Consider the following 26453-nt stretch of genomic DNA (forward strand, 5'->3'; position numbering starts at 1 on the left):
TGGCGACGCCAGGGGCGGCGGCAGCGCGGTTGGGGCTCAGGCCCGGGCCGGTGTGGCGACGCCAGGGGCGGCGGCAGCGCGGTTGGGGCTCAGGCCCGGGCCGGTGTGGCGACGCCAGGGGCGGCGGCAGCGCGGTTGGGGCTCAGGCGCGCTTCGGCAGGGGGACCCGGGCGAGGTCCGCGGCAATCGTCAGCTCGCCCTCGAAGCCGGCCGCGCGGGCCTGGCGTTCGAACTCCCACGGGTCGGTGTAGCGCTGCGAGAAGTGCGTCAGCACGAGGTGCCGTACGCCCGCGTCGCGCGCGACCCGGGCGGCCTGACCCGCGGTGAGGTGCCCGTGGTCGGTGGCCAGCGCCTCGTCCGCGTCGAGGAACGTGGACTCGATCACCAGCATGTCGCAGCCCTCCGCGAGCGCGTGCACCCCGGGACAGAGCCGGGTGTCCATGACGAACCCGAAGCGCTGCCCCGGCTTGTGCTCGCTGACGTCGTCGAGCGTGACCCCGCCGAGCACCCCCTCGCGCTGGATCCGGCCCACGTCGGGCCCCTTGATCCCGTGTCGCGCGAGCAGTTCGGGCACCATGCGGCGTCCGTCCGGCTCGGTGAGCCGGTAGCCGAAGGACTCCACCGGGTGCGAGAGCAGGCGGGCTTCCAGAACGTACGGGGGCCCCTGGGCCAGCGTCCCGTCCCCGGCCACGGGTTCCTCGCGGAGCGCGACGGTCTCCCGGTAGGCCGTGGCGTAGCGGAGCCGGTCGAAGAACTTCTGACCCGAGGCCGGGTAGTGCGCAGTCACGGGGTGCGGGACCCGGTCGAGGTTGATGCGCTGGATCACACCGGCGAGGCCGAGGCTGTGGTCACCGTGGAAGTGGGTGATGCAGATCCGGTTGATGTCGTGCGCGGCCACTCCGGCGCGGAGCATCTGGCGCTGGGTACCCTCGCCCGGGTCGAAGAGGATGCCCTCGCCGTCCCAGCGCAGGAGGTAGCCGTTGTGGTTGCGGTGGCGGGTGGGCACCTGGCTGGCGGTGCCCAGCACCACGAACTCTCTTGCGGACACGATCTATCCGGGGGGCCATTCGAGGCCGCGCCCGCCGAGGACGTGCGCGTGCGCGTGGAAGACGGTCTGGCCGGCGCCGGTGCCGGTGTTGAACACGATCCGGTAGCCGTAGTCGTCGACCTTCTCGTCGGCTGCGATCTGCGCCGCCACGCTCAGTACGTCGGCGGCGATGGTCGGCTCGGCGGCGGCGAGCGAGCCGGCGTCGGGGTAGTGCACCCGGGGGATCACCAGGACGTGCATGGGCGCTTGCGGGTTGATGTCCCGGAAGGCGAAGGTCGTCTCGGTCTCCTGGACCACGGTCGCCGGGATGATCCCCGCGACGATCTTGCAGAACAGGCAGTCCGCCTGCGGTTCCCCGGCCATTGCTCCGCCTTCCGTGACGGCGGCGTCGACGGGTCCGTCGACGCCGCATTGATCAGCCCGGGCATCGTATCCGGCGCCGGATACGGCCTCACGTGCGTTTCAGGACCAGCGGCCGGTGCGGGCCAGGAGGACCGCCGTGGCAGCGGTGCCCGCCGTGGAGGTGCGCAGGACCGAGGAGCCCAGCCGGTAGGGGTGGGCGCCGACCGCTGCGAACGTCGCCAGTTCGTCCGGGGATACTCCGCCCTCCGGGCCGACCACGAGGACGATGGAGCCCTCGGTCGGGAGGTCGGCCGAGGCCAGCGCCCCCGAGGGGGCGTCCCGGTCCTCGTGGAGGACCATCGCGAGGTCGGCGTCGGCCAGCAGCGCTGCGACCTGCTTCGTGGACGCGGCTTCCGCCACGTCCGGGAAGCGGACCCTGCGGGACTGCTTGCCCGCCTCCCGGGCCGTGGCCCGCCACTTGGCCAGGGATTTGGCACCACGGTCGCCGCGCCACTGGGTAATGCAGCGCGAGGCCTGCCAGGGGACGATCGCGTCCACGCCCGTCTCGGTCATGGTCTCGACCGCGAGCTCTCCGCGATCTCCCTTGGGGAGGGCCTGGACGACGGTGATCCGGACGGCCGGTTCCGGTTCCCGGCCCGTGGCGGACACGGAGACGACCAGCCGGTCCTTGCCCTCCGCCGCCTTGACCACGCCCTCCGCCCAGCCGCCGCGGCCGTCCGTGAGGACCACCGCCTCGCCGGGGCCCAGCCGCTTCACGGACACCGCGTGCCGACCCTCCGGGCCGTCCAGGGTGAACTCCGGCCCGGCGGGGACCCCTTCGACCACGAACACGGGGGCGGTCATGACGTACTCCTCTTCTGCATTTCTTTCAACGCGCTCTGCGCCTCGGCCAGTTCGGCCGTCAGCACCTCCACCAGCTCTGCCGCGGGCAGCGCCCGTGCCAGCCGGTGCCCCTGGCCCGCCCACAGGGCCATGCCCTGCGGGTCGCCGGCCGCGGCGGCTGCCTTGCGCAGCCCGGCGGTCATGTGGTGGACCTGTGGGTAGGCGGCCGGGGCGTAGGGCCCGTGCTCCCGCATGAAACGGTTCACCAGGCCGCGCGCCGGCCGTCCCGAGAACGCCCTGGTCAGCTCGGTGTGGGCGAACAGGGGGTCCGTCAGCGCCTTCTTGTGCAGGGGGTGCGCCCCCGACTCGGGGCAGGCCAGGAACGCGGTGCCGAGCTGCGCCGCCTCCGCGCCCGCCGCCAGCAGGGCCGCGATCTGCGAGCCCCGCATCAGGCCGCCCGCCGCGATGATCGGCAGGGCCACGGCCTCGCGCACCTGCGCCACCAGCGCCAGCAGGCCCACGCCGGCCGTGCCGTCGGTCTGCGGGTCGTCCCGGTGGGTGCCCTGGTGGCCGCCCGCCTCCACGCCCTGGACGCAGACGGTGTCGGCCCCCGCCGCCTGTGCGGCGCGGGCCTCGTCGACCGAGGTGACGGTGACGACGGAGGACGAGCCCGCCTTGCGCAGGGCGGCGAGGACCACGGGCGAGGGGCAACCGAAGGTGAACGAGACCACGGGAACCGGGTCTTCGAGGAGGATCGCGAGCTTGGCGTCGTAGCCGTCGTCGCTGGTGCCGATGATGTCCTCGTCGGCCAGGGAGATCTCGTACCAGCTGGCCTCACCGGCCAGTTGCCCGCGGTACGCCTCCACGGCGGCCGGGTCCACGTAACCCGTCTGCGGCATGAAGAGGTTCACGCCGAACGGGCGCCGGGTGAGCGCGCGCAGCCGCTTGATCTCCTGGTACATGCCGTCGGCGGTCTTGTAGCCGCCGGCGAGGAAGCCCAGCCCGCCCGCCTCGCACACGGCGGCGGCGAGCGGCGGACAGGAGGCACCGCCCGCCATGGGAGCCTGCACGATCGGGTACGGGGAGAGACCGTTCGGTGCGGAGGACATGGACTGCATCGTGCCACGTCCCGCTCATGGGGCCGAATCACACATTCGCTTGGCATAGTCGGATTCACCGGAGGCGTCCGGATCACAACGCCGAGCCCGGTCCGGGGCATCCCCGGACCGGGCTCGTAAGCGCACTCACCCGCAGGTCAGCGGCCGTTGAAGGCGTCCTTCAGGCGGCTGAACAGGCCCTGCTGACCCGGCGCGAACTGGCCCATGGGCCGCTCCTCGCCGCGCAGCTTGGCGAGCTGGCGCAGCAGCTCCTCCTGCTGGGCGTCCAGCTTGCTCGGGGTGGTGACCTCGACGTGGACGATCAGGTCGCCACGGCCGCCGCCGCGCAGGTGCGTGACGCCGCGCCCGTGCAGCGGGATCGACTGGCCCGAGCCGGTGCCGGGCCGGATGTCGATCTCCTCCAGACCGTCCAGCGTCTCCAGGGGGCACTTGGTCCCCAGGGCCGCGGCCGTCATGGGGATGGTCACCGTGCAGTGCAGGTCGTCCCCGCGCCGCTGGAACGTCGGGTGCGACAGCTCGTGGATCTCCACGTACAGGTCACCGGCGGGGCCGCCGCCGGGGCCGACCTCGCCCTCGCCCGCGAGCTGGATCCGGGTGCCGTTCTCGACACCGGCCGGGATCTTGACCGTGAGGCTGCGGCGGGAGCGGACCCGGCCGTCGCCCGCGCACTCGGGGCACGGGGTGGGGACCACGGTGCCGAAGCCCTGGCACTGGGGGCAGGGGCGCGAGGTCATGACCTGGCCCAAGAAGGACCGGGTGACCTGCGACACCTCACCGCGGCCACGGCACATGTCACATGTCTGCGCCGAGGTGCCGGGGGCCGCCCCCTCGCCGGAGCAGGTGGTGCAGACGACGGCCGTGTCGACCTGGATGTCCTTGGTCGTGCCGAAGGCGGCCTCGTCCAACTCCAGGTCGAGGCGGATCATGGCGTCCTGGCCGCGCCGGGTCCGCGAGCGCGGTCCGCGCTGCGAGGCCTGGCCGAAGAAGGCGTCCATGATGTCGGAGAAGTTGCCGAAGCCACCCGCACCGAATCCGCCCGCGCCGCCGCCACCGCCCGAGGAGGACAGCGGGTCGCCGCCGAGGTCGTAGACCTGTTTCTTCTGCGGGTCCGAGAGGACTTCGTACGCCGCGTTGATCTCCTTGAAGCGCTCCTGCGTCTTCGGATCCGGATTCACGTCCGGGTGGAGTTCACGCGCGAGGCGGCGGAAGGCCTTCTTGATCTCGTCCTGCGATGCGTCGCGGCGTACGCCGAGGACGGCGTAGTAGTCCGTGGCCACTTACGACTCCGCCAGGATCTGTCCGACGTAACGTGCCACTGCGCGTACCGCTCCCATCGTTCCGGGGTAGTCCATGCGGGTCGGTCCGACCACGCCCATTTTGGCGACTGTCTCGCCGCCCGAACCGTAGCCGACCGAGACGACCGACGTGGAGTTCAGTCCCTCGTAGGCATTCTCGTGCCCGATCCGCACGGCCATTCCCGACTCATTGGCCTCGCCCAGCAGCTTGAGGAGCACGACATGCTCCTCAAGTGCTTCGAGCACCGGCCTGATCGTCAGGGGAAAATCGTGTCCGAAGCGCGTGAGATTGGCGGTCCCGCCGATCACCAGTCGCTCCTCCGCCTCCTCGACCAGCGTCTCCAGCAGGGTCGCGAGCACGGTCGACACCGTGGCGCGGTCCTCCGGCTCGAACGACTCCGGCAGGTCCTGCACGAGCTGCGGCACGTCGGTGAACCGGCGGCCGACGACCCGGCTGTTGAGGCGCGCCCGCAGATCGGCGAGCGAGGTCTCGCTGAAGGGGATCTGGCAGTCGACGAGCCGTTGCTCCACCCGTCCGGTGTCGGTGATCAGCACCAGCATGAGCCGGGCCGGAGCGAGCGACAACAACTCGACGTGCCGGACCGTGGACCGGGTCAGCGACGGGTACTGGACGACGGCGACCTGTCGGGTGAGCTGCGCGAGCAGCCGCACGGTCCGGCCCACGACGTCGTCGAGGTCGACGGCCCCGTCGAGGAAGTTCTGGATGGCCCGGCGCTCGGGCGTCGACAGCGGCTTGACCCCCGCCAGCTTGTCGACGAAGAGCCGGTAGCCCTTGTCCGTGGGGATCCGACCGGCGCTGGTGTGGGGCTGGGCGATGTAGCCCTCCTCCTCCAGCACGGCCATGTCGTTGCGGACGGTGGCGGGCGAGACGCCGAGGCGGTGCCGCTCGGTGAGCGCCTTGGAGCCGACCGGCTCCTCCGTCCCGACGTAGTCCTGGACGATGGCGCGCAGCACCTCGAGTCTGCGTTCGCTGAGCATCGCGCACACCTCCAGCTGGTCGTCGTCGATCGTCGTGGTCGGTTTCATCTGCTTCGTTGGCACTCTGCGCGTTCGAGTGCCAGAGGCCTCCGGCCAGTGTACGGCCGGCCGGTCAGCCCCTGGCAAGGGCGGCCCGCCAGGGTAGCGTCGCGGCATGGACGTGCATTGGGAAGAGGCGGGCTGGGAGCGGTTGACCGGGCGGACCGGCCGGAGGCGGCTCCCGGTGTGGGACTGCACCGTGGGACTGGTGGTGGGAGACCGTTCGGTACTCCTGATCGACCCCGGTTCGTGCGTACGGGAGGGCGCCCAGCTGCGGGCGGAAGCGGAGCGGCTGACGGGCCGGCGCGTGACCCATATCGCATTCACGCACGGACATTTCGACCACGTACTGGGCGGTGCCGCCTTCGCGGGCGCCGAGGTCTACGGGGCGGTCGGACTCGACGCGCTGCTCACGGTCGGCCGGGACGAGCTGCGCGGTGACGCGGTGCGGCACGGGCTCGCCGAGGCCGAGGCCGCCGAGTCCGTGGACCTGTTGGTGGCGCCGAGGCACCTGGTGTCGGGCGAGTGGACACTGGACCTGGGCGGGGTGCAGGTGCTGCTGGCGAACGTGGGCCCGGGACACACCCGGCACGACCTGGCCGTGTTCGTTCCCTGCGGGCGCGAGGCGGTGTTCTGCGGCGACCTGGTCGAGGAGTCGGGCGAACCGTCGGTGGGCCCGGACGCGGTGCCCGCGCAGTGGCCCGCCGCGCTGGACCGGCTGCTGGCGCTGGGCGGTGACGACGCGCTGTACGTGCCGGGTCACGGAGCGGTGGTCGACGCGGCTTTCGTCCGTGCGCAACGGGACACACTGCGGGTGCAGTTCGGCGTGTCGGGCTCCTGACGGCGGGCTCTCTTCTACTGTCGGCCGGATGCGTGACTACTCCCCCGACCTGACCCCGCAGTGGAAGCGCGCCAAGGCCGTCCCGGAGGTACCGGCCGAGCCCGACCTGGTGGTCGAGGTGGCGGGTACGGACTTCTGCGGCGCGGTGGTGGCCTGCGAGGCGGGCACGGTGACCCTGGAGGACCGCTTCGGCAAGCGGCGGGTGTTCCCGCTGGAGCCGCGGGGGTTCCTGCTGGAGGGAGCCGTGGTGACCCTCACCCGGCCCTCCCGCGGCCCACGGGCCCCGCTCCGCACCGCCTCGGGTTCGATCGCCGTCCCCGGGGCGCGGGCGCGGGTGGCCCGGGCGGGGCGGATCTACGTCGAGGGCCGGCACGACGCCGAGCTGGTGGAGCGGGTCTGGGGCGACGACCTGCGGATCGAGGGCGTGGTGGTGGAGTACCTGGAGGGCGTCGACGACCTCCCCGCCGTCGTGGCGGACTTCGCCCCGGCCCCCGACGCCCGCCTGGGCGTCCTGGTCGACCACCTGGTCCCCGGCTCCAAGGAGTCCCGCATCGCGGCGTCGGTGACCTCCCCGGACGTCCTGATCGTCGGCCACCCGTACGTGGACGTCTGGCAGGCGGTGAAGCCGTCTGCACTGGGCATCGGGGCGTGGCCGGTGGTTCCGAGGGGCCAGGACTGGAAGACGGGCGTCTGCCGGGCTCTGGGCTGGCCGCAGAACACCGGCGCCGCGTGGCAGCACATCCTGTCCCGCGTGACCTCGTACAAGGACCTGGAACCGACCCTGCTGGGAGCGGTGGAGCATCTGATCGACCACGTCACGGCGTGACGGCGGAGCCCGCGCGGGGCGCCGCCTCCGGCCGGGTCGCTCGTCAGTCGACCAGGTCGCGGACCACCGCGTCGGCCAGCAGGCGCCCGCGCAGGGTCAGCACGGCACGTCCCGCCCCGTACGGGCCCGGTTCCAGGAGTCCGTCGGCCAGGGCCCTGCCCGCGGCGGCGAGGCCCGCCGGGGCCAGCAGGGACAGCGGCACTCCGTCCACCAGACGCAGCTCCAGCAGGATGCGCTCCACCCGCCGATCCTCCTGCGACAGGAGCTCGCGCCCCGCGCCGGGAGAGCGGCCCTCGGCGAGCGCGGCGGCGTACGCGCCGGGGTGCTTCACGTTCCACCACCGCACCCCGCCCACGTGCGAGTGCGCTCCCGGTCCCGCTCCCCACCAGTCCGCGCCCCGCCAGTACAGCTCGTTGTGCAGGCAGCGGCCCGCCTCCGAGGTGGCCCAGTTCGAGACCTCGTACCAGGAGTACCCGGCCTCGGCCATCACCGAGTCCGCGATCAGGTAGCGGTCCGCGTGCACGTCGTCGTCGGTCATGGGGACCTCGCCCCGCCGGATCCGGCGCGCCAGTTGGGTGCCCTCCTCCACGATCAGCGCGTAGGCGCTGATGTGGTCGGGCCCGGCCCCCAGCGCGGCCGAGAGGGAGGCCCGCCAGTCGTCGTCCGACTCGCCGGGGGTGCCGTAGATCAGGTCCAGGTTGACGTGCTCGAAGCCCGCCGCGCGCGCCTCCGCGACGCACGCCTCGGGCCGGCCCGGCGTGTGCGTGCGGTCGAGCACCTTCAGGACGTGCTGCTTCGCACTCTGCATGCCGAAGGAGATGCGGTTGAAGCCGCCGGCCCGCAGCTCGGCCAGGTACGCGGGGTTCACGGACTCCGGGTTGGCCTCCGTGGTGATTTCGGCGTCCTCGGCGAGGCCGAACTCGTCGCGGATCGCCGCGAGCATCCGGACGAGGTCGGCGGCCGGCAGCAGCGTCGGCGTACCGCCGCCCACGAACACGGTCCGCACGGCCCTCGGATCGTCCCCGAGCACCTTGCGGGCGAGGCGGACCTCGTCGATCAGGGTGTCGGCGTAGTTCTCCCGCGACGCGAGCACGCCGCCGGTGCCCCGCAGCTCGGTGGCCGTGTAGGTGTTGAAGTCGCAGTACCCGCAGCGTGTGGCGCAGTACGGAACGTGCAGGTAGAAGCCGAGCGGCCGGTCCCCCGCCCCCGCCAGGGCGTGCGACGGCAGCGAGCCGTCTGCGGGCATGGGTTCACCGTCGGGCAGTGCGGAAGGCATGCCACCATTCTCCCGCACCCGGCGGGGCGAGCCGGCCGGGTGTGGGCGGGAGGCCCGGCCGGAGGCGTACGGCGGGGTGCGCGGGGCGGCCCGCCGCCCCGCCCCGTCCGGCTCGCTACCGGGCCCTACGCCTCCCGGGAGCCCTCGTACATCTCGTCGATGAGGTGCTTGAACTCACGCTCGACGGCCGGCCGCTTCAGCTTCAGGCTGGGCGTGAGGTCGCCGTGCTCCACGTCGAGGTCGCGCGGCAGGATCCGGAACTTCTTGACCGTCTGCCACCGCTGCAGGCCCTCGTTGAGGGTCTGGACGTACGTCTCGACCAACCGGTTCGTCTCCGCCGCGGCCAGGACTTCGGCGTACGTCTTGCCCTCCAGCCCGTTCTCGGCCGCCCAGCCCAGGATCGACGGCTCGTCGAGCGCGATCAGGGCGGTGCAGAAGTTCCGGTCGGCGCCGTGCACCACGATGCTGGAGACGTACGGGCAGATCGCCTTGAACTGGCCCTCCACCTCGGCCGGGGCGACGTACTTCCCGTTCGAGGTCTTGATCAGGTCCTTCTTGCGGTCGGTGATGCGCAGGTAGCCGTCGGGCGAGAGCTCGCCGATGTCGCCGGTGTGCAGCCAGCCGTCCTCCTCCAGCACCTCGGCGGTCTTGTCGGGCTGCATGTGGTAGCCCTGCATGATGCCGGGGCCGCGCAGCAGGATCTCGCCGTCGTCGGCGATGCGGACCTCGGTGCCGGGCAGCGGCTTGCCGACGGTGCCGGTGCGGTAGGCCTCGCCCGGGTTGACGAAGGAGGCGGCGCTGGACTCGGTGAGCCCGTAACCCTCCAGGATGTTGATGCCCGCGCCGGCGAAGAAGTAGCCGATTTCGGGAGCCAGGGCGGAGGCGCCGGAGACGGCGGCGCGCAGCCGGCCGCCGAAGGCGTCGCGGAGCTTGGAGTAGACGAGCGCGTCAGCGATCTTGTGCTTGGTCGTGAGGCCGAAGGGGGCCGTGGCCCGGCCGGTGCGACGGTAGTTGTCCTGGGTGACCTTGGCGTACTCGCGGGCGACGCCGACCGACCACTGGAAGATCTTGTACTTCGCGCCGCCGCCGGCCCGGGCCTTGCCCGCGACCCCGTTGTAGACCTTCTCGAAGATGCGCGGGACGGCCGCCATATAGGTGGGCTGGACGACCGGCAGGTTCTCGATGATCTTGTCGATCCGGCCGTCGACGGCGGTGACGTGCCCGACCTCGATCTGGCCGGAGGTCAGGACCTTGCCGAAGACATGGGCGAGCGGCAGCCACAGGTACTGGACGTCGTCGCTGGAGATCATGCCGGTGGCCACGGTCGCCTTGGCCATGTACGACCAGTTGTCGTGCGGGAGGCGCACGCCCTTGGGACGGCCGGTGGTGCCCGAGGTGTAGATGAGCGTGGCGAGCTGGTCGGCGGTGATGGCCGCGATCCGCTCCTTGATCGCCTCCGGGTGCTTGGCGAGGTACTCCTTGCCGCGCGCCTCCAGCTCGGCGAGGGAGAGCACCCAGCCCTCCGGGTCGCCCTCGACCGCCACGGCGTCGGCGGACTCCAGGACCACCACGTGGGCGAGCTCGGGCAGGTCGGCGCGGCGCTCGCGGGCCTTGGCCAGCTGGGACGCGTCCTCGGCGATCAGCACCCGGCTGGCCGAGTCGGAGAGGATGAAGGCCGATTCCTCGGCGTTGGTGCTGGGGTAGATGGTGGTCACGGCGCCGCCGGCGCACATGACGCCCAGGTCGGAGAGGATCCACTCCACCCGGGTGTTGGACGCGAGCGCGACCCGCTCCTCAGGCTGGAGACCGAGGTCGAGCAGGCCCGCGGCGATGCCGAAGACCCGCTCGGCCGCCTGGCCCCAGCTCAGCGACTTCCAGTCGTCGGGGCCGCTGCCGCCGGCCGCGGGCACCGGGAACCGGTAGGCCTCGACGTTCGGCGTGGCGGCGACGCGCTCAAGGAAGAGGGCCGCCACGGTGGGCGGGCGGTTCTCGATCAAGGTCTGTGTGTCGCTCACGGACGTCCTCCGGACCACGCGGCAGGGCCCGTCATTCAAGGCGGTGAATGAGGGCTTCCAACAGGGCTTGCAACCAAGGCTTGTAACTGGCGAGTAACCAACGGGTAGTGATCAGACTAGGGGCCCTCCGCCTGGCGCGTAAGAGCCCTTGAGACGCCGATTCATAACGAAACGGGCCCCCGCACGTCTGTGCGGGGGCCCGTTTCGTATGCCGTTCACGGTCGGGGCTACTTCTTCTTGCCACCGGACTCGTCGCTGGAGAGGACGGCGATGAAGGCCTCCTGCGGGACCTCCACGGAGCCGACCATCTTCATGCGCTTCTTGCCTTCCTTCTGCTTCTCCAGCAGCTTCCGCTTGCGGGAGATGTCACCGCCGTAGCACTTGGCGAGGACGTCCTTGCGGATGGCGCGGATGGTCTCGCGGGCGATGACGCGCGAGCCGACGGCTGCCTGGATCGGCACCTCGAAGGCCTGCCGCGGGATGAGCTCGCGCAGCTTGGCGACGAGGCGCACACCGTAGGCGTACGCGGCGTCCTTGTGGCAGACCGCGGAGAAGGCGTCGACCTTGTCGCCGTGCAGCAGGATGTCGACCTTGACCAGGCTGGAGGACTGCTCGCCGGTGGGCTCGTAGTCGAGGGAGGCGTAGCCGCGCGTCTTGGACTTCAACTGGTCGAAGAAGTCGAAGACGATCTCCGCGAGCGGAAGGGTGTAGCGGATCTCGACCCGGTCCTCGGAGAGGTAGTCCATGCCGAGGAGCGTGCCGCGACGGGTCTGGCAGAGCTCCATGATCGCGCCGATGAACTCGGTGGGCGCGAGCACGGTGGCCCGCACGACCGGCTCGAACACGTCCGAGATCTTGCCCTCGGGGAACTCGCTCGGGTTGGTGACGGTGACTTCCTTGCCGTCCTCCATGACGACGCGGTAGACCACGTTCGGCGCGGTGGCGATCAGGTCGAGGCCGAACTCGCGCTCGAGACGCTCGCGGACCACGTCCAGGTGCAGCAGGCCGAGGAAGCCGACGCGGAAGCCGAAGCCCAGCGCCGCGGAGGTCTCCGGCTCGTAGACGAGCGCCGCGTCGTTGAGCTGGAGCTTGTCCAGGGCCTCGCGCAGGTCCGGGTAGTCCGAACCGTCGAGCGGGTAGAGGCCCGAGAAGACCATCGGCTTCGGGTCCTTGTAGCCGCCGAGGGCCTCGGTGGCGCCGTTGCTCAGGCTGGTGATGGTGTCACCGACCTTGGACTGACGGACGTCCTTCACGCCGGTGATGATGTAGCCCACCTCGCCGACGCCGATGCCGTCGGCCGGGGTCATCTCCGGGGAGGAGACGCCGATCTCCAGCAGCTCGTGGGTGGCGCCGGTGGACATCATCCGGATGCGCTCGCGCTTGTTGAGCTGACCGTCGACCACACGGACGTACGTCACGACGCCGCGGTACGAGTCGTAGACCGAGTCGAAGATCATCGCCCGGGCGGGGGCTTCCTTGACGCCGACCGGGGCCGGGACGGTGGCGACGACCTTGTCGAGCAGGGCGTCCACGCCGAGACCGGTCTTCGCGGACACCCGCAGGACGTCCTCGGGCTGGCAGCCGACCAGGTTCGCGAGTTCCTCGGCGAACTTCTCCGGCTGCGCGGCCGGCAGGTCGATCTTGTTCAGGACCGGGACGATCGCGAGGTCGTTCTCCATCGCCAGGTACAGGTTGGCGAGGGTCTGGGCCTCGATGCCCTGGGCGGCGTCCACCAGGAGGATCGTGCCCTCGCAGGCGGCGAGGGAGCGCGAGACCTCGTACGTGAAGTCGACGTGCCCGGGGGTGTCGATCATGTTGAGGATGTGCGTCTTGCCCTCGTCGTCGCCCGTGGTGGGCGCCCAGGGCAGGCGGACCGCCTGGGACTTGATCGTGATGCCGCGCTCACGCTCGATGTCCATGCGGTCGAGGTACTGGGCGCGCATCTGCCGCTGGTCGACGACACCGGTGAGCTGGAGCATCCGGTCGGCAAGCGTCGACTTGCCGTGGTCGATGTGCGCGATGATGCAGAAGTTGCGGATCAGCGCCGGGTCGGTACGGCTCGGCTCGGGCACGTGGCTGGGGATCGCGGGCACGCAGTGTCCTGATTCTCGGGTCGCAGTCGGAAGCGTTCTGAGCGTCGGTCTGAGCGACAGTCCGGATCTCGCCGCTCTCTCTCGTCGGCGCGAAGTCGGATCTGTACGCAGTTCCCATGGTCCCATGGACGGGGCAGTGCGCTCGGTTTGGGCCGGTCGGAGCGCGCCTGGTAGCCTGGGCAGCTGTGTCTCGTATGCCCTCTCAGCTGTCGGGACACAATCCGAAGATCAAACTCTGAACCTGAAAAGGCTCTTTCGTGGCGAACATCAAGTCCCAGATCAAGCGGAACAAGACGAACGAGAAGGCGCGCCTGCGCAACAAGGCCGTCAAGTCCTCGCTCAAGACCGCGATCCGCAAGGCCCGCGAGGCCGTCCTCGCCGGTGACGTCGAGAAGGCCACCGTGGCTTCCCGCGCCGCCGCGCGTGCGCTCGACAAGGCTGTCTCGAAGGGTGTCATCCACAAGAACGCCGCCGCCAACAAGAAGTCGGCGCTGGCCTCCAAGGTTGCCTCCCTGCAGGGCTGAGCTCTGATGTGATCGCCGGGTAGGGATCCAGCGGGCCCTCTCTTCCGCTCCTGACCGGCACTCCGCGCCGCACGCGGCCTGCGTTCGCCACGCGGGTGCGGCGCACCAAATCAGTACGACGAAGGCCCCGGCCTCCCCCCTTCCCCAGGGGGGCGGCCGGGGCCTTCGTCTTGCCTCCCCGGGCACACCGGCGCGTCGGACCCAACGGCCCGACGGGAACTCCGGGGTGCAGCAGCCCGGCGGCACCGCAAGACCGGCAGGCCTGCGCGGTGCGGATGGGGTGGGCCGGTGAAGCTGGGTAGGTGTGCCTCGGGCGGGTGGGAGTCGGGGCCTAGCGGCGTGCGGGGCGGGCTGCGCGGGCCACCGCGACGACGGCCTTCTCCAGCGCGTACTCGGGGTCGTCGCCGCCGCCCTTGACCCCCGCGTCGGCCGCGGCCACGGCGCGCAGCGCCTCGGAGACCCCGTCCGCGGACCAACCCCGCATCTGCTGACGAACCCGGTCGATCTTCCACGGCGGCATGCCCAGATCCCGGGCCAGGTCACCCGGCCGGGCACCCCGCGGCGCCGAGGCCAGCTTGCCGATCGCCCGGACCGCCTGGGCCAGCGCGCTGGTGATCAGGACGGGCGCCACCCCGGTGGACAAGGACCACCGCAGCGCTTCGAGGGCCTCCGCCGCCCGCCCTTCGACCGCCCGGTCGGCGACCGTGAAGCTGGAGGCCTCGGCCCGGCCGGTGTAGTAGCGGCCGACCACGGCCTCGTCGATCGTGCCCTCGACGTCGGCGCACAGCTGCGCCGCCGCACTCGCCAGCTCCCGCAGGTCGCTCCCGATCGCGTCGACCAGCGTCTGGCACGCCTCCGGAGTCGCCGACCGGCCCAGCGTGCGGAACTCACCCCGTACGAAAGCCAGCCGATCGGCCGCCTTCGTCATCTTCGGGCAGGCGAGCTCCCGGGCCCCCGCCTTCCTGGCCGCGTCCAGCAGTCCCTTGCCCTTGACGCCGCCCGCGTGGAGGAGCACGAGGATGATCTCCTCGAACGGCGCCGCGAGGTACGCCTTGACCTCCTTGACCGTGTCGGCGGACAGGTCCTGCGCGTTGCGCACGACCAGTACCTTGCGCTCGGAGAAGAGCGACGGGCTGGTCAGCTCGGCCAGCGTGCCGGGCTGGAGCTGCTCGGGTGCGAGGTCGCGCACGTCCGTGTCGGCGTCGACGGCCCGGGCGGCCGCCACCACCTCCCGTACGACGCGGTCGAGCAGCAGATCCTCCTGCCCCACCGCAAGGGTGAGCGGGGCGAGCGGATCGTCGGTGGAGTTCTTCCTGGTGGCCATCGCCTCCAGCATCCCACGCCGCACTGACAGCCTTCCGCGCCACGTACCAGAGAATGGTCGCGTGAACGTGCGACATGTACTGGTGCTGCCCGACCGCGATGCCGCCGAGGAGGTGGCCCAGGAGGCCGTGGACCGTTTCGGCCTCCCCGAAGAACCGCAGCTGTTCCGCGACGCCCTGGCCGGCGAGGACGACGCCGAGGACGCCCAGTGGCTGGTGGTCGTCGAGGACCCGCAGGAAAGGCTCGACGCCACGGTGCTGGACGGCCTCGCCGCCGAGTACGAGGGCTGGTTGGAGACCCCGTAGTGCCCCGTGGGCCCGTTTCAGGCCTTGTGCACGATCTGGATGTCGAGCGTCACTTCCACGCTCGAACCGATCGCGGCGATGCCGTGGGCCAGCACCGACTGCCAGTTCAGGGTGAAGTCCTCGCGGTGGAGTTCGGCGGTCGCCCGGCAGGCGGCGCGCGGTTCGCCCTCCAACCCCGTACCGAGGCCCAGGTACTCGGTGTCCAGAGTCACCGTGCGGCTGACCCCGTGCAGGGTCAGGGCGCCCGCGACGGCCCATCGGCTGCCGCTGCGGTGGATGAACCGCTCGCTGTAGAACTCGACCGTCGGATGCCGCGCCGCGTCCAGGAAGTCCGCGGACCTCAGGTGGTCGTCGCGCAGCCGCAGCCCGGTGTCGATGCTCGCCGCGTCGATGATCACGTGCATGGAGGAGTCCTCCATGCGGTCGGCTATCCGCACCGCACCCGCGAAGGTGTTGAACCGGCCGCGGATCCGGGCGAAGCCGATGTGCTGGGCCGTGAAACCGATCGACGAATGCGTCGGGTCGAGCTCCCAGTGACCGGGCACCGGCAGCAGTGGCGGCTCCACCGCATCGAGGATGATCTCGCCGGTGCCGGGCTGTGCCGGGTCCCCCACGAGCGTCGCCCCGTGGAACGGCGCGTAGCCCTCGGCGGTGACGGAGAGGCGGTACTCCCCCTCCGGAACGGCCGCGGTGAACCCTCCGTAGGGGTCGGTCTCCCCGCTGACGACGCGTCGGCCGATCGGATCGGTCACCTCGAACTTGGCTTGCCGGACAGGCTGGTGCACCGCGTCGAGGACACGGCAGCTGAGCAGGCGCGCCGTATGAGGCAGCGTCAGTGACGCGGATGTGTGTGGACTGGCACTTCCGGCCGTCTCCATCCCCCGTCGGCGACCGAACATGGTTGATGCACCCCCGTGCTGTGTGGACTTGTAGCGCTCTGGCGAAGACGCATTCGATCATGCTGTTGGGTTGTGGGCAAACAGAAGGACCGTGCCCGGTATGCCCGTGTCGGCGTCGGCGTCGACGCGACGGGACGGCCCGCATCCGCGAACCGCTCCCAGCGACCGCGATAGAGCCGTCCGTATCGGTGCGCAGCACCGTCGCACCCGTGCCGCGCAGCTGCGCGAGCGTACCCGGCGCGGGGTGTCCGTAACGATTGCCCTCACCGACCGGCACGATCGCCAGCCGGGGCCGGACCCGGGCCTGCAAGCCCGGGTCCTGGTGCGCGGAACCGTGGTGGGCGACCTTGAGTACGTCGACCCGCCCCAGTTCCGGATGCATCCTCAAGAGGGCCCGCTGCGCGGGTGGTTCGAGATCGCCCAACAGGAGCAGGGTCAGGCCCGCACCCCGGACCAGCAGGGCGACGCTCGCGTCGTTGGGCCCCTCGGGTCGCGGCCCGTCGGTCGACGGCCACAGCACCTGCCATTCCAGGGGTCCGGCCCGGCGCCGCTCCCCCACCGCCGCCGGCACGACTGGGACGCCGGCGCTCTCCGCAGCGCGCCGGACGAACCGGGCCTGACCTGCCGGCTCTTCCCACACGGTGGTCTGAATCACACCCACCGTCCGGTCCCGCAACACCCCGGACAGGCCACCGACGTGGTCGGCGTGAAAGTGCGTCAGGAGGAGCAGCGGAACCTTGCGCACCCCCAGGGAGCGCAGGCACTCGTCCACCGGCCCGGGTTCCGGGCCGGCATCCACCACCACGGCCGTACCGGGGCCGACGGCGAGCGCGGCGGCGTCACCCTGGCCCACCGCGCACTGGACGTAGCTCCAGTCGGGCGGCGGCCAGCCGGTGAGCGGACGGGTGAGCTGCGGCGGCCGCAGCACGGCCAGGAGCAGCAACACGGACAGTGCGGAGTACGCCCACGGCCGATGCCCGATCCGCGCGAAGAGCCCTACGACGGCCAGCGTGGCGGCGGCGAGGAGCAGTCCCCCGGTGACTCCGTCCGGCCAGGTCAGCTCCGCGCCCGGCAGCCGTGCCCCGGCCCGGGCCACACCGGCGATCCACCCGGCCGGCACCCCCGCGCACCGGGCGAGCAACTCCGCGACGGACATGGACAGCGGGGCCGCCGCGAGCGCCGCGAAGCCGAGTACGGTCGCCGGGCCCGCCGCGAGTTCGGCGAGCAGGTTGCACGGCACCGCCACCAGGCTGACCCGGGCCGAGAGCACGGCGACCACCGGCGCGCACACCGCCTGGGCCGCCGCGGCAGCCCCCAGCGCCTCGGCGAACCGGGTCCGCATCCCGCGCCGCTGCAGGGCCTCGCTCCAGCGCGGGCCGAGCGTCAGCAGGGCTCCGGTCGCCAGGACCGAGAGCAGGAAACCGGGGCTGCGGGCCAGCCACGGGTCGTGGAGCACCAGCAACAGGACGGCGGCGGCCAGGGCGGGGACCAGGGACCTGCGCCGCCCGGTCGCGAGGGCCAGCAGCGTGATCGCCCCGCAGGCCGCCGCCCGCAGCACGCTCGGTTCCGGCCGACAGACCACCACGAACGCCAGCGTCAGTCCCGTCCCGCACAGGGCCGTCGCCCGCAGGGACAGCCCGAGGCGCGGTGCGAGCCCGCCCCGTTCGGTGCGCTGCGCGGAGGCCGGGGATCCGATGAGCAGGAACAGCACCACGGTCAGGTTGGACCCGGACACGGCCAGCAGGTGCAGTAGGTCGGTGGACCGGAACGCCTCGTCCAGATCGGGCGGTACCCGGGAGGTGTCCCCGACCACCAGCCCCGGCAGCAGGGCCCGGGCATCCGGTGCGAGCCCCTCGGTGGCTTCGCGCAGCCCGGCCCGCAGTCTCCCGGCGAGCCGCTGGACGGTGACGGGGCCGCCGGTCACCGTCGGCGGGTCGTCCCCGGCCGGGCGGAGCACTGCCACGGCCCGCTCCCCGCCCCGGCCCGGGGCCAGCCGCGCGGCGACCGTCACCCGGGTGGAGGGCTGGAGCCGGGCCCACTGCGGATGTCCGGCCAGCACCCGTACGGGGGTCTCGACCCGGGTCCGCCTGCCGTCGGGGTCGGTCACCCGGGTCACCACCGCGTCCAGGAGCACCGCCGGCGGGCCGTTCCCGCTGCGGGCGGTCCGCGGGTCGGAGTCGACGGTGAGTTCGGCGAAGACCCTGGCGTGCCCACGGGCCAGCCCCGCGACCGGCCCGGCCTGCTCCTCGGCCCTCTCCAGACCCGCCACCCCCGCTCCGGCAGCCGCGCACAGCAGGGCGGCGGCCACGGCCGGCCCGACCCTCCACAGCCGCTCCGGATGCCAGCACGCGGCCAGCAGCAGCAGCCCTGCCGCGACGACACCGAGCCCGGCCAGCACGACGGTCCAGCCCACCGGTGCTTCGAGAGCGAGGGCCGCCGCCGCCCACGCGGCCAGCGCTGGTGGTACGAGGCGCAGATCCAGCGGGCCCGGGTGCTCGGGGCGGTTCACGGCCGGACCAGCTTGCGCAGATCGGCGAACCGTCGCTCACCGATGCCGTTGACCTGCCGGAGCTCCTCCACCGACCGGAAGCCGCCGCGGGCGGTCCGGAACTCCACGATGTGCCGCGCCAGCACCGGGCCGACTCCGGGCAGCCCGTCCAACTGCTCCACCGTGGCCGTGCCGAGGCTCAGCGGTCCGGCGCCGGAACCGGGGCCGGAGGCCGAGCCCGACCCGCCCGGGGCGGGCTGCGGCGGGCCGCCCACCACGACCTGCTCGCCGTCGACCAGCACCCGGGCCCGGTTGAGTCCGGTGGTGTCCGTCCCGGGCCGCACGCCTCCGGCGGCGGCGAGCGCATCCTCGACCCGCGAGCCGGCGGGTAGCTGTCGCACGCCGGGGTCGCGGACCTTGCCACTGACGTCCACCACGATCCGGGTACCGGCGCCCGCGTCGGTACCCGGCGGTCCGGGGCTCGGCGCCGGTGGCGGTGCCGTCCCCGGGGTGACCACCGACGGTGCGGTCACCGGCTGCGGGCGGGCCGACCAGTACTGCTGCGCACCGAGGGCGACCGCGGCGACGAGTACCACCGCCACGGCGCCGACCGTACGCGGCTCCACCCCGCACCGGGCTTGCAGCCACAGCGGTAGCCGCTCCCGTACGGCGGGCCAGCGCACGGCCCCGCCGGGCAGAGGGGTCACCTCCGGCGGAGGATCGGCCTCCGACCGGATCTCGGGCACCGGATCGGGCCACGGCAAGGCCGCCGCTGCCCCTGCCCCCGCCCCAGGCACCGGCACCGGCACGGGCACCGGCACCGGCACCGGCACCGACGGCGACGGAGCCGGAGCGAGGGGCGCCTGCGGCGGTCCGCTGCCGCCGAGCAGGGCCTCGGCTCGACGGCGCACCGCAGCCGGCTCGGGGCGGTGCGGGCGGGCACGCCCGCGCCGGTGGCGCAGCCGGCCGTCGGAAAGGGGGAGCCGGCCGGGGCCGCCGGTGGCTCCGGAAGGGTGCGGGGTACGCGTGCGAAGATTCATGCCACGACGGTAAGGACGAATCCGGGCTACCGTTCGGAGTTATCAATTCCGGTGGATATCCCGGTCGTTGTTGACAATGCGACCACTCGTTCCGGTGATCAGCGGGGAGAGACGACCGCCGCCAGCAGTCCCGGGCCCGTGTGCGCGCCGATCACCGCGCCGACCTCGCTGACGTGCAGCTCGGCCAGGCCGGGGATGCGCTCCCGCAGCCGCTGCGCCAGCTTCTCGGCCCGCTCGGGCGCCGCCAGGTGGTGCACGGCCACGTCGACACTGGCCGCCCCTGCGCGTTCGACGGCCAGCTCCTCCAGGCGGGCGATGGCCTTGGAGGCCGTACGCACCTTCTCCAGCATCTCGATGCGCCCGCCCTCCAGCGTGAGCAGCGGTTTGACGGCCAGGGCCGAGCCGAGGAGGGCTTGGGCGGCGCCGATGCGGCCGCCTCGGCGCAGGTAGTCGAGGGTGTCGACGTAGAAGTACGCGGACATGTCCGCGGCCCGCTTCTCGGCGGCGGCCACGGCCTCGTCGACGGAGCCGCCCGCCTCGGCCGCCTCGGCGGCGGCGAGGGCGCAGAACCCGAGGGCCATCGCGACCATGCCCGTGTCGACGACGCGGACCGGGACCGGAGCGGTCTTGGAGGCGAGCACGGCGGCGTCGTAGGTGCCGGAGAACTCGGCGGACAGGTGCAGGCTGACGATGCCGGTCGCACCGGCCTCCGCAGCCTCCCGGTAGGCCCGTACGAACTCCTCCGGGCTCGGGCGCGAGGTGGTGACCGAGCGGCGCTTCTGTAGCGCCAGGGCGAGGCTGCGGGCCGAGATCTCGGTGCCCTCTTCGAGGGCCTCGTCGCCGAGAACCACGGTCAGCGGGACGGAGGTGATTCCGTGCCGCGTCATGGCCGGTGGGGGTAGGTAGGCCGTGGAATCGGTGACGATCGCGACATGGCGGGACATGAGCCGGAGGTTACCGCCCGTGGGGGTGCGACGGCAGCCCGACCCCTCGCCGTGGTGGCGGGGGTCCTCGGCACTCGCCCGTCCCCGCCAGGGTTCGAGGTGGGCCGGGTTTCGGGTATCGGGGACGGAAAGGCGGGCGCAGACCCTGCCCGACGTCCGTCCCGCCGGGGGTCAAGGGCGCACGGGGTGGCTGCTCCGCCGCTCGCCCGGCCGGCTCCGGCGGCTCAGGTGGTCGTCTCCGGGCGGGGGGCCTTCTGCCAGGAGTAGCGGGTCGGCGGAGCCGACGGGTTCAGGGCGGCCGGCCCGGGCTGCGGGGCGCGCGCCGGAGGATCGGACGGAGCCGGCTGCTGTGCGTCCCACGCCGCTGCCGCCGCGGCCAGGTCGTCGACCGGGCCCGGTTCCCGGGACCAGTCCCGCAGCGCCCCGGACTCGACCTCGATCTGCGCCGACAGCACCGACAGGTCGTCCTCCGCGAAGCGCCGCGCCCGGTCGCGGGCGGCCCAGCGCAGCGAGTCGGCCGCCTGGGTGAGCCGGGCCGTCCGTTCCCGCAGGTCGGGGAGGCTCGCGGCGGTGCGTGCCCGGTCCGGTTCCTGCTCCAGCCGCTTCAGTTCGTCGTCCAGTTCGCGCCCGTGCGCACTCAGCCGCTCGAACAGCCCGATCGACTCCTTCAGCGAGGCATCCGTGCGGACCCCCTCGTGCAGCGCCTGCTGCGTGGCCCGCATAGACATCCGCAGGTCCAGGCGCAGCTGCGCCAGGGCCCCGGCGACCCCGACCTGCCCAAAGCTCTTCGCCTTGAGCGTTGTGTCCTCCACGGTACGGCGGGCCTGCGTGAGGGTGCGGTCCACTCCCCGCTTCGCCGCACCGACCACCTTCACCGTGGCCCACACGCCCAGCCCCAGGAAGGCGAACAACACCAACAGGGACAAGATGATGATCAACGCGCCCGCCTCCATCCGAGGCTCCCTTCCCCTGCCGTTTCGTTCCCCTCCACCGTAAACGCCACGGGCAGGTTGGGGGTTCCCGACGAACCCCCAACCTGCCCGTACGGGAATACCCCTAGATCCGGAGCACGGCGCCTCAGACGACGATGTTGACCAGCTTCGGCGCACGGACGATCACCTTGCGGATTTCGGCACCGTCCAGCGCCGCCACGACCGCCTCGTCGGACAGCGCCAGCTGCTCCAGGTCACCCTCGGAGATCGACGGCGGCACCTCCAGGCGCGCCTTGACCTTGCCCTTGATCTGGACGACGCACGTGACGCTCTCGTCCACGACGTACGCCGGGTCGGCGACCGGGAAGTCCTGGTGGACCACCGAGTCGGTGTGACCCAGGCGGTGCCACAGCTCCTCCGCGATGTGCGGGGCCAGCGGGGCGATCAGCAGGACCAGCCGCTCCGCGACCGATCGCTCCAGCGGGCGGCCCGCCTTGGTCAGCGTGTTGTTCAGCTCGGTGATCTTGGCGATGGCGGTGTTGAACCGCAGCCCCGCCATGTCCGAGCCGGCCCCGTCGATCGCCTTGTGCAGCGCGCGCAGGGTGTCCTCGCCGGGCTCGGCGTCGACGACCTTCACCGCGCCCGTCTCTTCGTCCACGATGTTGCGCCACAGGCGCTGCAGCAGCCGGTACTGGCCCACCACGGCCCGGGTGTCCCACGGGCGCGAGACGTCCAGCGGCCCCATCGCCATCTCGTACAGGCGCAGGGTGTCCGCGCCGTACTCCTCGCAGATCTCGTCCGGCGTGACGGCGTTCTTCAGGGACTTGCCCATCTTGCCGTGCTCACGCTTGACCGGCTCGCCCTGGTAAAAGTAGCGGCCGTCGCGCTCCTCGACCTCGGCCGCGGGCACGTACACGCCGCGCGCGTCGGTGTACGCGTACGCCTGGATCATGCCCTGGTTGAACAGCTTGTGGAACGGCTCGGCCGACGAGACGTGGCCCAGGTCGAACAGCACCTTCGACCAGAAGCGGGCGTACAGCAGGTGCAGCACCGCGTGCTCGGCCCCGCCCACGTACAGGTCGACGCCGCCGTGCGGCGCGCCCTCGCGCGGCCCCATCCAGTACTGCTCGATCTCCGGGTCCACCAGCTTGGACTTGTTGTGCGGGTCCAGGTAGCGCAGCTCGTACCAGCAGGAACCGGCCCAGTTGGGCATGGTGTTGGTCTCGCGCCGGTACGGGCGCACCCCGCGGCCGTCGCCCAGGTCCAGCTCGACGTCGACCCAGTCCGCCTTGCGCGACAGCGGGGTTTCCGGCTTCGACGTGGCGTCGTCCGGCTCGAAGGTGCGCGGCGAGTAGTCCTCGACCTCCGGCAGTTCCAGCGGCAGCATCGACTCGGGCAGGGCGTGTGCCACGCCGTCCTCGTCGTAGACGATCGGGAAGGGCTCGCCCCAGTACCGCTGGCGGCTGAACAGCCAGTCACGCAGGCGGAAGTTGACGGTGCCCTCGCCGATGCCCTGCTCGGCCAGCCATGCCGTGATCGCGGCCTTAGCCTCGACGACGCCCAGGCCGTCCAGCGAGATGCCCTCGCCCGTCGAGTTCACGATGGTGCCGTCGTACGAGGAGAACGCGTCGTCCCACTCGGCCGGGTCGGCGTCGCGGTCGTCCGAGGGCTCCACGACGCAGCGCATCGGCAGCTCGAAGGCGCGCGCGAACTCGAAGTCACGACTGTCGTGCGCCGGGACGGCCATGATCGCGCCGGTGCCGTAGCCCATCAGCACGTAGTCCGCGATGAACACGGGGACCTGGTCGCCGCTGACCGGGTTGGTCGCGTAAGCGCCGGTGAAGACACCGGTCTTGTCCTTGGCCTCGGCCTGCCGCTCGACGTCCGACTTCGCGGCGGCCTGCTTGCGGTACGCGTCCACGGCCTCGCCGGGGGTCGCAGCGCCGCCGGTCCACACCTGGTGGGTACCCTCGGGCCACTCGGCCGGGACGATCTTCCCGACCAGTTCGTGCTCGGGCGCCAGCACCATGTACGTGGCACCGAACAGGGTGTCGGGACGCGTGGTGAACACGGTGATGGCGTGCTCGCCCACCGCGAAGTCGACGCGCGCGCCCTCGCTGCGTCCGATCCAGTTCCGCTGCTGCAGCTTGATGGCCTCGGGCCAGTCCAGCCCGTCCAGGTCGTCCAGCAGCCGGTCGGCGTACGCGGTGATCCGCATGTTCCACTGGCTCAGCTTGGACTTGAAGACGGGGAAGTTGCCGCGCTCGGAGCGGCCGTCCGCGGTGACCTCCTCGTTGGCCAGTACGGTGCCCAGCCCGGGGCACCAGTTGACGGGCGCGTCCGAGGCGTACGCCAGCCGGTGCTCGTTCAGTACGTCGGCGCGCTCGCCCGCGGTCAGCTCGGCCCAGGCGCGGTCGCCGGGAACCTCGCGGGAGCCGTCCTCGAAGGCGGCGACCAGCTCGGCGATCGGACGGGCCTTGGCCGCGTCCGCGTCGTACCAGGAGTTGTAGATCTGCAGGAAGATCCACTGGGTCCACTTGTAGTAGTCCGGGTCGATCGTGGCGAACGAGCGGCGCTTGTCGTGGCCCAGGCCCAGCCGGCGCAGCTGGACCTTCATGTTCTCGATGTTCGCCTCGGTGGAGACGCGCGGGTGCGTGCCGGTCTGCACGGCGTACTGCTCGGCCGGCAGGCCGAAGGCGTCGAAGCCCAGGGTGTGCAGGACGTTGTGGCCGGTCATCCGCTGGTGGCGGGCGAAGACGTCGGTGGCGATGTACCCCAGCGGGTGACCGACGTGCAGGCCCGCACCGGACGGGTACGGGAACATGTCCATGATGAACTTCTTGGGCCGCGCGACGACCACCGCCGCCTGCGGGGAATCGTCCCCGGCCAGGTCACCGGTCGGGTTCGGGGCCTCGTAGGTGCCCTCGGCGTCCCATACGTCCTGCCAGCGTGCCTCGATGTCGGCGGCCATGACAGCCGTGTAACGGTGCGCCTCGGCCGCCTCGGGGGCCGGGGTGTTCGTCTCGCTCATGATTCCTGAAGCTCCATCGATCGACTCTGCCGTCTCTGCCTGCCCAAACGAAAAAACCCCTCGCACAGGAGGGGGCGCCGCGCCGATACCGACCGTCTCGAAGGGTCGGCACTGATCAGCGCGGCTCGGTAAGCAGAAGGCGTACGGCACGCATGGCGCCAGGGTACCGCAGCGGTCCCGGCAGCCGCTCGGCCGTTCCGCACAACGAGAAGCGGGCCACCCGACTCGGGTGGCCCGCTTCTCTTCTGTGGAGCTAAGGAGAATTGAACTCCTGACCTCCTGCATGCCATGCAGGCGCTCTACCAACTGAGCTATAGCCCCTTGCTTCTCTGCCGCCGGGCCCCTGCTAGGTTTCCCTTGCCGGTTCCCCCTGGCGACATCGAGAACATTACACGCTCGTGGCCCAGGTCCAAAAATCGGTTTCCACGCGTTTGGGTTTGCCCGATTCGCCCCGTTCCGCTCCGCGCGCGCTAGGCCCGGGCGAACTGGTAGAACCGCTTGAGCGTGCAGTGTTCGTCGAGCAGCCTGCCGTAGATCGGCTCCCCCTCCAGCTCGCGGTACGTCTCGATCGGGTCGCCTTTTATGATCAGCGCCCGCGCGCATTCCTCGCACCAGTACTGGTAGTCGGGGTTGATCGGTTCCATGTCACGCACGATCGGCGTGCCGTTGTTGCACCAGTCGCACCGCCGCCGGTGTGCACCCATCCGTCAGCGACTCCCTCCCGCGTCGGGCCGTCGACTCCCCCTCCGGCCGTCCGATTCTGCCACGCGCACGTAGGGCAGGTCAGCTAGGACCGGAGGAACAAACGGAAGGATCCCGCCCCCTGTTGGGGACGGGATCCTGATTGTGGAGCTAAGGAGAATTGAACTCCTGACCTCCTGCATGCCATGCAGGCGCTCTACCAACTGAGCTATAGCCCCGCTCTCCGCCGCGCTCCCCCCGTTTCCGGCGTTCCGCGCTGCGAACAAGAAGAACTCTAGCCTGTGACCAGCCGGAAAGTGAAATCCGGGTGGGAGCCGCCCTGAGGCGGGCTCAGTCGTCGTCGCCGAGCACCGGTTCCGGCAGCGTGCCGGCGTTGTGCTCCATCAGACGCCAGCCGCGCGCGCCCTCGCCGAGGACGGACCAGCAGCAGTTGGAGAGCCCGCCGAGGCCCTCCCAGTAGTGAGCCTCCAGCCCGAGCAGCCGGCCGATGGTCGTCCGGATGGTCCCTCCGTGGCTGACCACGACGAGCGTGCCGCCCTCGGGCAGCCGGTCGGCGTGCTCCAGCACCACCGGCGCCGCCCGGTCGGCGACCTCGGTCTCCAACTCGCCCCCGCCGCGGCGGACGGGCTCGCCGCGCTTCCACGCCGCGTACTGCTCGCCGTACTTCCCGAGGATCTCGTCGTGCGTGAGGCCCTGCCACTCACCGGCGTACGTCTCGCGCAGCGCGGCGTCGTGTGCCACGGGCAGGCCCGTCACGGAGGCCAGCTCGGCCGCCGTGGCGGAGGCCCGCCGCAGGTCGGAGGCCACGATGGCGTCCGGCTTCAGCGAGGCGAGCAGTCGGGCGGCGCGGCGCGCCTGCGCCACACCCGTCGCGGTCAGTTCGATGTCCGTGGAGCCCTGGAAACGACGCTCCAGGTTCCACGCGGTCTGGCCGTGCCGCCACAGGACGATCTTCCGGTCGGACGTTCCCCTGTCGGCGCCGGTGCCGGCGCCGGTGGTCGTACTCGCGCTCAGAACAGATCACCGTCCAGTTCGTCGTCGCCCGCCGCCTCGCGCAGCTTGGCGTGCTCCTCGGCCTTGCCCTTGGTGAGCTTGGCGTCCTCGGGCAGCTCGATCTCGGGGCAGTCCTTCCACAGGCGCTCCAGCGCGTAGAAGACCCGCTCCTCGCTGTGCTGCACGTGGACGACGATGTCGATGTAGTCGAGCAGGATCCAGCGGGCGTCGCGGTCGCCCTCGCGGCGCACCGGCTTGGCGCCGCACTCCTTGAGCAGGCGCTCCTCGATCTCGTCGACGATCGACTTGACCTGGCGGTCGTTGGGCGCCGAGGCGAGCAGGAAGGCGTCGGTGATCGACAGCACGTCGCTGACGTCGTACGCGATGATGTCGTGCGCGAGCCGGTCGGCCGCGGCCTGGGCGGCGGCGGTAATGAGCTCGATGGAGCGGTCCGTGGCGGTCACTGGCCATGCTTTCGGGTTGGCGGGCAGATCCTTACAAGGGTCTCATGTACCGCCGACCCCGCCCGCGCGGTGC

General features: G+C 71.8%; 22 protein-coding genes, 2 tRNA genes and 1 pseudogene. 4 read left to right on the forward strand and 21 right to left on the reverse strand.

The window, feature by feature from the left end:
• Positions 1-142 precede the first annotated feature (142 nt).
• The 6 genes from ABZZ20_RS10550 to hrcA all read right to left on the reverse strand — a co-directional run bounded on the left by ABZZ20_RS10550 (position 143) and on the right by hrcA (position 5645).
• Positions 143-1048 (reverse strand): ribonuclease Z, encoded by a 906-nt coding sequence (locus tag ABZZ20_RS10550; protein WP_356868886.1) that lies wholly within the window; start codon positions 1046-1048, stop codon positions 143-145.
• 3 nt (positions 1049-1051) lie between these two features.
• The gene (locus ABZZ20_RS10555; RefSeq protein ID WP_356868888.1) at positions 1052-1411 is read right to left on the reverse strand and encodes a histidine triad nucleotide-binding protein; all 360 of its coding nucleotides are present in this window, start codon (positions 1409-1411) and stop codon (positions 1052-1054) included.
• Positions 1412-1510: 99 nt separating this feature from the next.
• On the reverse strand, positions 1511-2254 hold the full coding sequence (locus ABZZ20_RS10560) for a 16S rRNA (uracil(1498)-N(3))-methyltransferase (RefSeq protein ID WP_356868889.1): 744 nt from the start codon (positions 2252-2254) through the stop codon (positions 1511-1513).
• On the reverse strand, positions 2251-3342 hold the full coding sequence (locus tag ABZZ20_RS10565; protein ID WP_356868891.1) for a nitronate monooxygenase: 1092 nt from the start codon (positions 3340-3342) through the stop codon (positions 2251-2253). The genes ABZZ20_RS10560 and ABZZ20_RS10565 overlap by 4 nt, the downstream gene beginning before the upstream one ends.
• Before the next feature lie 146 nt (positions 3343-3488).
• Entirely contained in the window at positions 3489-4628 is a 1140-nt protein-coding gene (gene dnaJ, locus ABZZ20_RS10570) for a molecular chaperone DnaJ (protein WP_356868893.1), read from the reverse strand.
• Entirely contained in the window at positions 4629-5645 is a 1017-nt protein-coding gene (gene hrcA / locus ABZZ20_RS10575; protein WP_356869141.1) for a heat-inducible transcriptional repressor HrcA, read from the reverse strand.
• A gap of 154 nt (positions 5646-5799) precedes the next feature.
• Between hrcA and ABZZ20_RS10580 the strand changes: the two genes are divergently transcribed.
• Both ABZZ20_RS10580 and ABZZ20_RS10585 read left to right on the forward strand, forming a co-directional pair.
• Positions 5800-6525, forward strand: a complete 726-nt coding sequence (locus ABZZ20_RS10580) for an MBL fold metallo-hydrolase (RefSeq protein WP_356868895.1) — start codon at positions 5800-5802, stop codon at positions 6523-6525.
• 28 nt (positions 6526-6553) lie between these two features.
• On the forward strand, positions 6554-7351 hold the full coding sequence (locus ABZZ20_RS10585; RefSeq protein ID WP_356868897.1) for a DUF3097 domain-containing protein: 798 nt from the start codon (positions 6554-6556) through the stop codon (positions 7349-7351).
• A gap of 43 nt (positions 7352-7394) precedes the next feature.
• Here ABZZ20_RS10585 and hemW read toward each other — a convergent pair whose 3' ends face one another.
• The 3 genes from hemW to lepA all read right to left on the reverse strand — a co-directional run bounded on the left by hemW (position 7395) and on the right by lepA (position 12735).
• Positions 7395-8627, reverse strand: coding sequence for a radical SAM family heme chaperone HemW (hemW, locus tag ABZZ20_RS10590; RefSeq protein ID WP_356868899.1), 1233 nt, complete (start codon positions 8625-8627; stop codon positions 7395-7397).
• Positions 8628-8752: 125 nt separating this feature from the next.
• Positions 8753-10642 (reverse strand): AMP-dependent synthetase/ligase, encoded by a 1890-nt coding sequence (locus ABZZ20_RS10595; RefSeq protein WP_356868901.1) that lies wholly within the window; start codon positions 10640-10642, stop codon positions 8753-8755.
• A 227-nt stretch (positions 10643-10869) separates the two neighbouring features.
• Positions 10870-12735: a translation elongation factor 4 gene (gene lepA, locus ABZZ20_RS10600; RefSeq protein WP_356868903.1), complete on the reverse strand. Its 1866-nt coding sequence runs from the start codon at positions 12733-12735 to the stop codon at positions 10870-10872.
• Between the two features lie 257 nt (positions 12736-12992).
• Here lepA and rpsT point away from each other — a divergent pair, with 257 nt between their 5' ends.
• Positions 12993-13259 carry a 30S ribosomal protein S20 gene (gene rpsT / locus ABZZ20_RS10605; protein ID WP_356868905.1) on the forward strand — a complete coding sequence of 89 codons (267 nt, stop codon included), beginning with the start codon at positions 12993-12995 and terminating at the stop codon, positions 13257-13259.
• A 331-nt stretch (positions 13260-13590) separates the two neighbouring features.
• On the opposite strand, the gene holA is transcribed toward rpsT, so the two are convergent.
• Positions 13591-14583 carry a DNA polymerase III subunit delta gene (gene holA, locus ABZZ20_RS10610; RefSeq protein ID WP_356868907.1) on the reverse strand — a complete coding sequence of 331 codons (993 nt, stop codon included), beginning with the start codon at positions 14581-14583 and terminating at the stop codon, positions 13591-13593.
• A gap of 61 nt (positions 14584-14644) precedes the next feature.
• Here holA and ABZZ20_RS10615 point away from each other — a divergent pair, with 61 nt between their 5' ends.
• Positions 14645-14887: a hypothetical protein gene (locus ABZZ20_RS10615; RefSeq protein WP_037635347.1), complete on the forward strand. Its 243-nt coding sequence runs from the start codon at positions 14645-14647 to the stop codon at positions 14885-14887.
• A 17-nt stretch (positions 14888-14904) separates the two neighbouring features.
• On the opposite strand, the gene ABZZ20_RS10620 is transcribed toward ABZZ20_RS10615, so the two are convergent.
• From ABZZ20_RS10620 to rsfS, 11 genes and pseudogenes are all read right to left on the reverse strand, one after another.
• Positions 14905-15765, reverse strand: coding sequence for a YceI family protein (locus tag ABZZ20_RS10620; RefSeq protein WP_356869143.1), 861 nt, complete (start codon positions 15763-15765; stop codon positions 14905-14907).
• 154 nt (positions 15766-15919) lie between these two features.
• Positions 15920-18295, reverse strand: a pseudogene (locus ABZZ20_RS10625) (ComEC/Rec2 family competence protein); the annotation flags it as partial.
• Positions 18292-19314: a ComEA family DNA-binding protein gene (locus tag ABZZ20_RS10630; RefSeq protein WP_356868909.1), complete on the reverse strand. Its 1023-nt coding sequence runs from the start codon at positions 19312-19314 to the stop codon at positions 18292-18294. The pseudogene ABZZ20_RS10625 and the gene ABZZ20_RS10630, both read right to left, overlap by 4 nt.
• Positions 19315-19412: 98 nt before the next feature.
• Positions 19413-20258 (reverse strand): DegV family protein, encoded by an 846-nt coding sequence (locus ABZZ20_RS10635; RefSeq protein ID WP_356868911.1) that lies wholly within the window; start codon positions 20256-20258, stop codon positions 19413-19415.
• Between the two features lie 224 nt (positions 20259-20482).
• Entirely contained in the window at positions 20483-21211 is a 729-nt protein-coding gene (locus ABZZ20_RS10640; protein ID WP_356868913.1) for a hypothetical protein, read from the reverse strand.
• A gap of 124 nt (positions 21212-21335) precedes the next feature.
• Positions 21336-24221 carry a leucine--tRNA ligase gene (gene leuS / locus ABZZ20_RS10645; protein ID WP_356868916.1) on the reverse strand — a complete coding sequence of 962 codons (2886 nt, stop codon included), beginning with the start codon at positions 24219-24221 and terminating at the stop codon, positions 21336-21338.
• 248 nt (positions 24222-24469) lie between these two features.
• Positions 24470-24542 (reverse strand) — tRNA-Ala (locus ABZZ20_RS10650).
• 149 nt (positions 24543-24691) lie between these two features.
• Positions 24692-24925, reverse strand: coding sequence for a hypothetical protein (locus ABZZ20_RS10655; RefSeq protein ID WP_112446589.1), 234 nt, complete (start codon positions 24923-24925; stop codon positions 24692-24694).
• 143 nt (positions 24926-25068) lie between these two features.
• Positions 25069-25141, reverse strand: a tRNA-Ala gene (locus ABZZ20_RS10660).
• Between the two features lie 112 nt (positions 25142-25253).
• A complete protein-coding gene (locus ABZZ20_RS10665; protein ID WP_356869144.1) occupies positions 25254-25937 on the reverse strand; it encodes a histidine phosphatase family protein in 684 nt (227 codons plus the stop codon).
• Positions 25934-26380 (reverse strand): ribosome silencing factor, encoded by a 447-nt coding sequence (gene rsfS, locus ABZZ20_RS10670; protein WP_356868918.1) that lies wholly within the window; start codon positions 26378-26380, stop codon positions 25934-25936. Before rsfS ends, ABZZ20_RS10665 begins: the two co-directional genes overlap by 4 nt.
• Positions 26381-26453: the final 73 nt, after the last annotated feature.

The organism is Streptomyces sp. NPDC006430, assembly GCF_040612395.1.
Classification (GTDB): Bacteria; Actinomycetota; Actinomycetes; order Streptomycetales; family Streptomycetaceae; genus Streptomyces.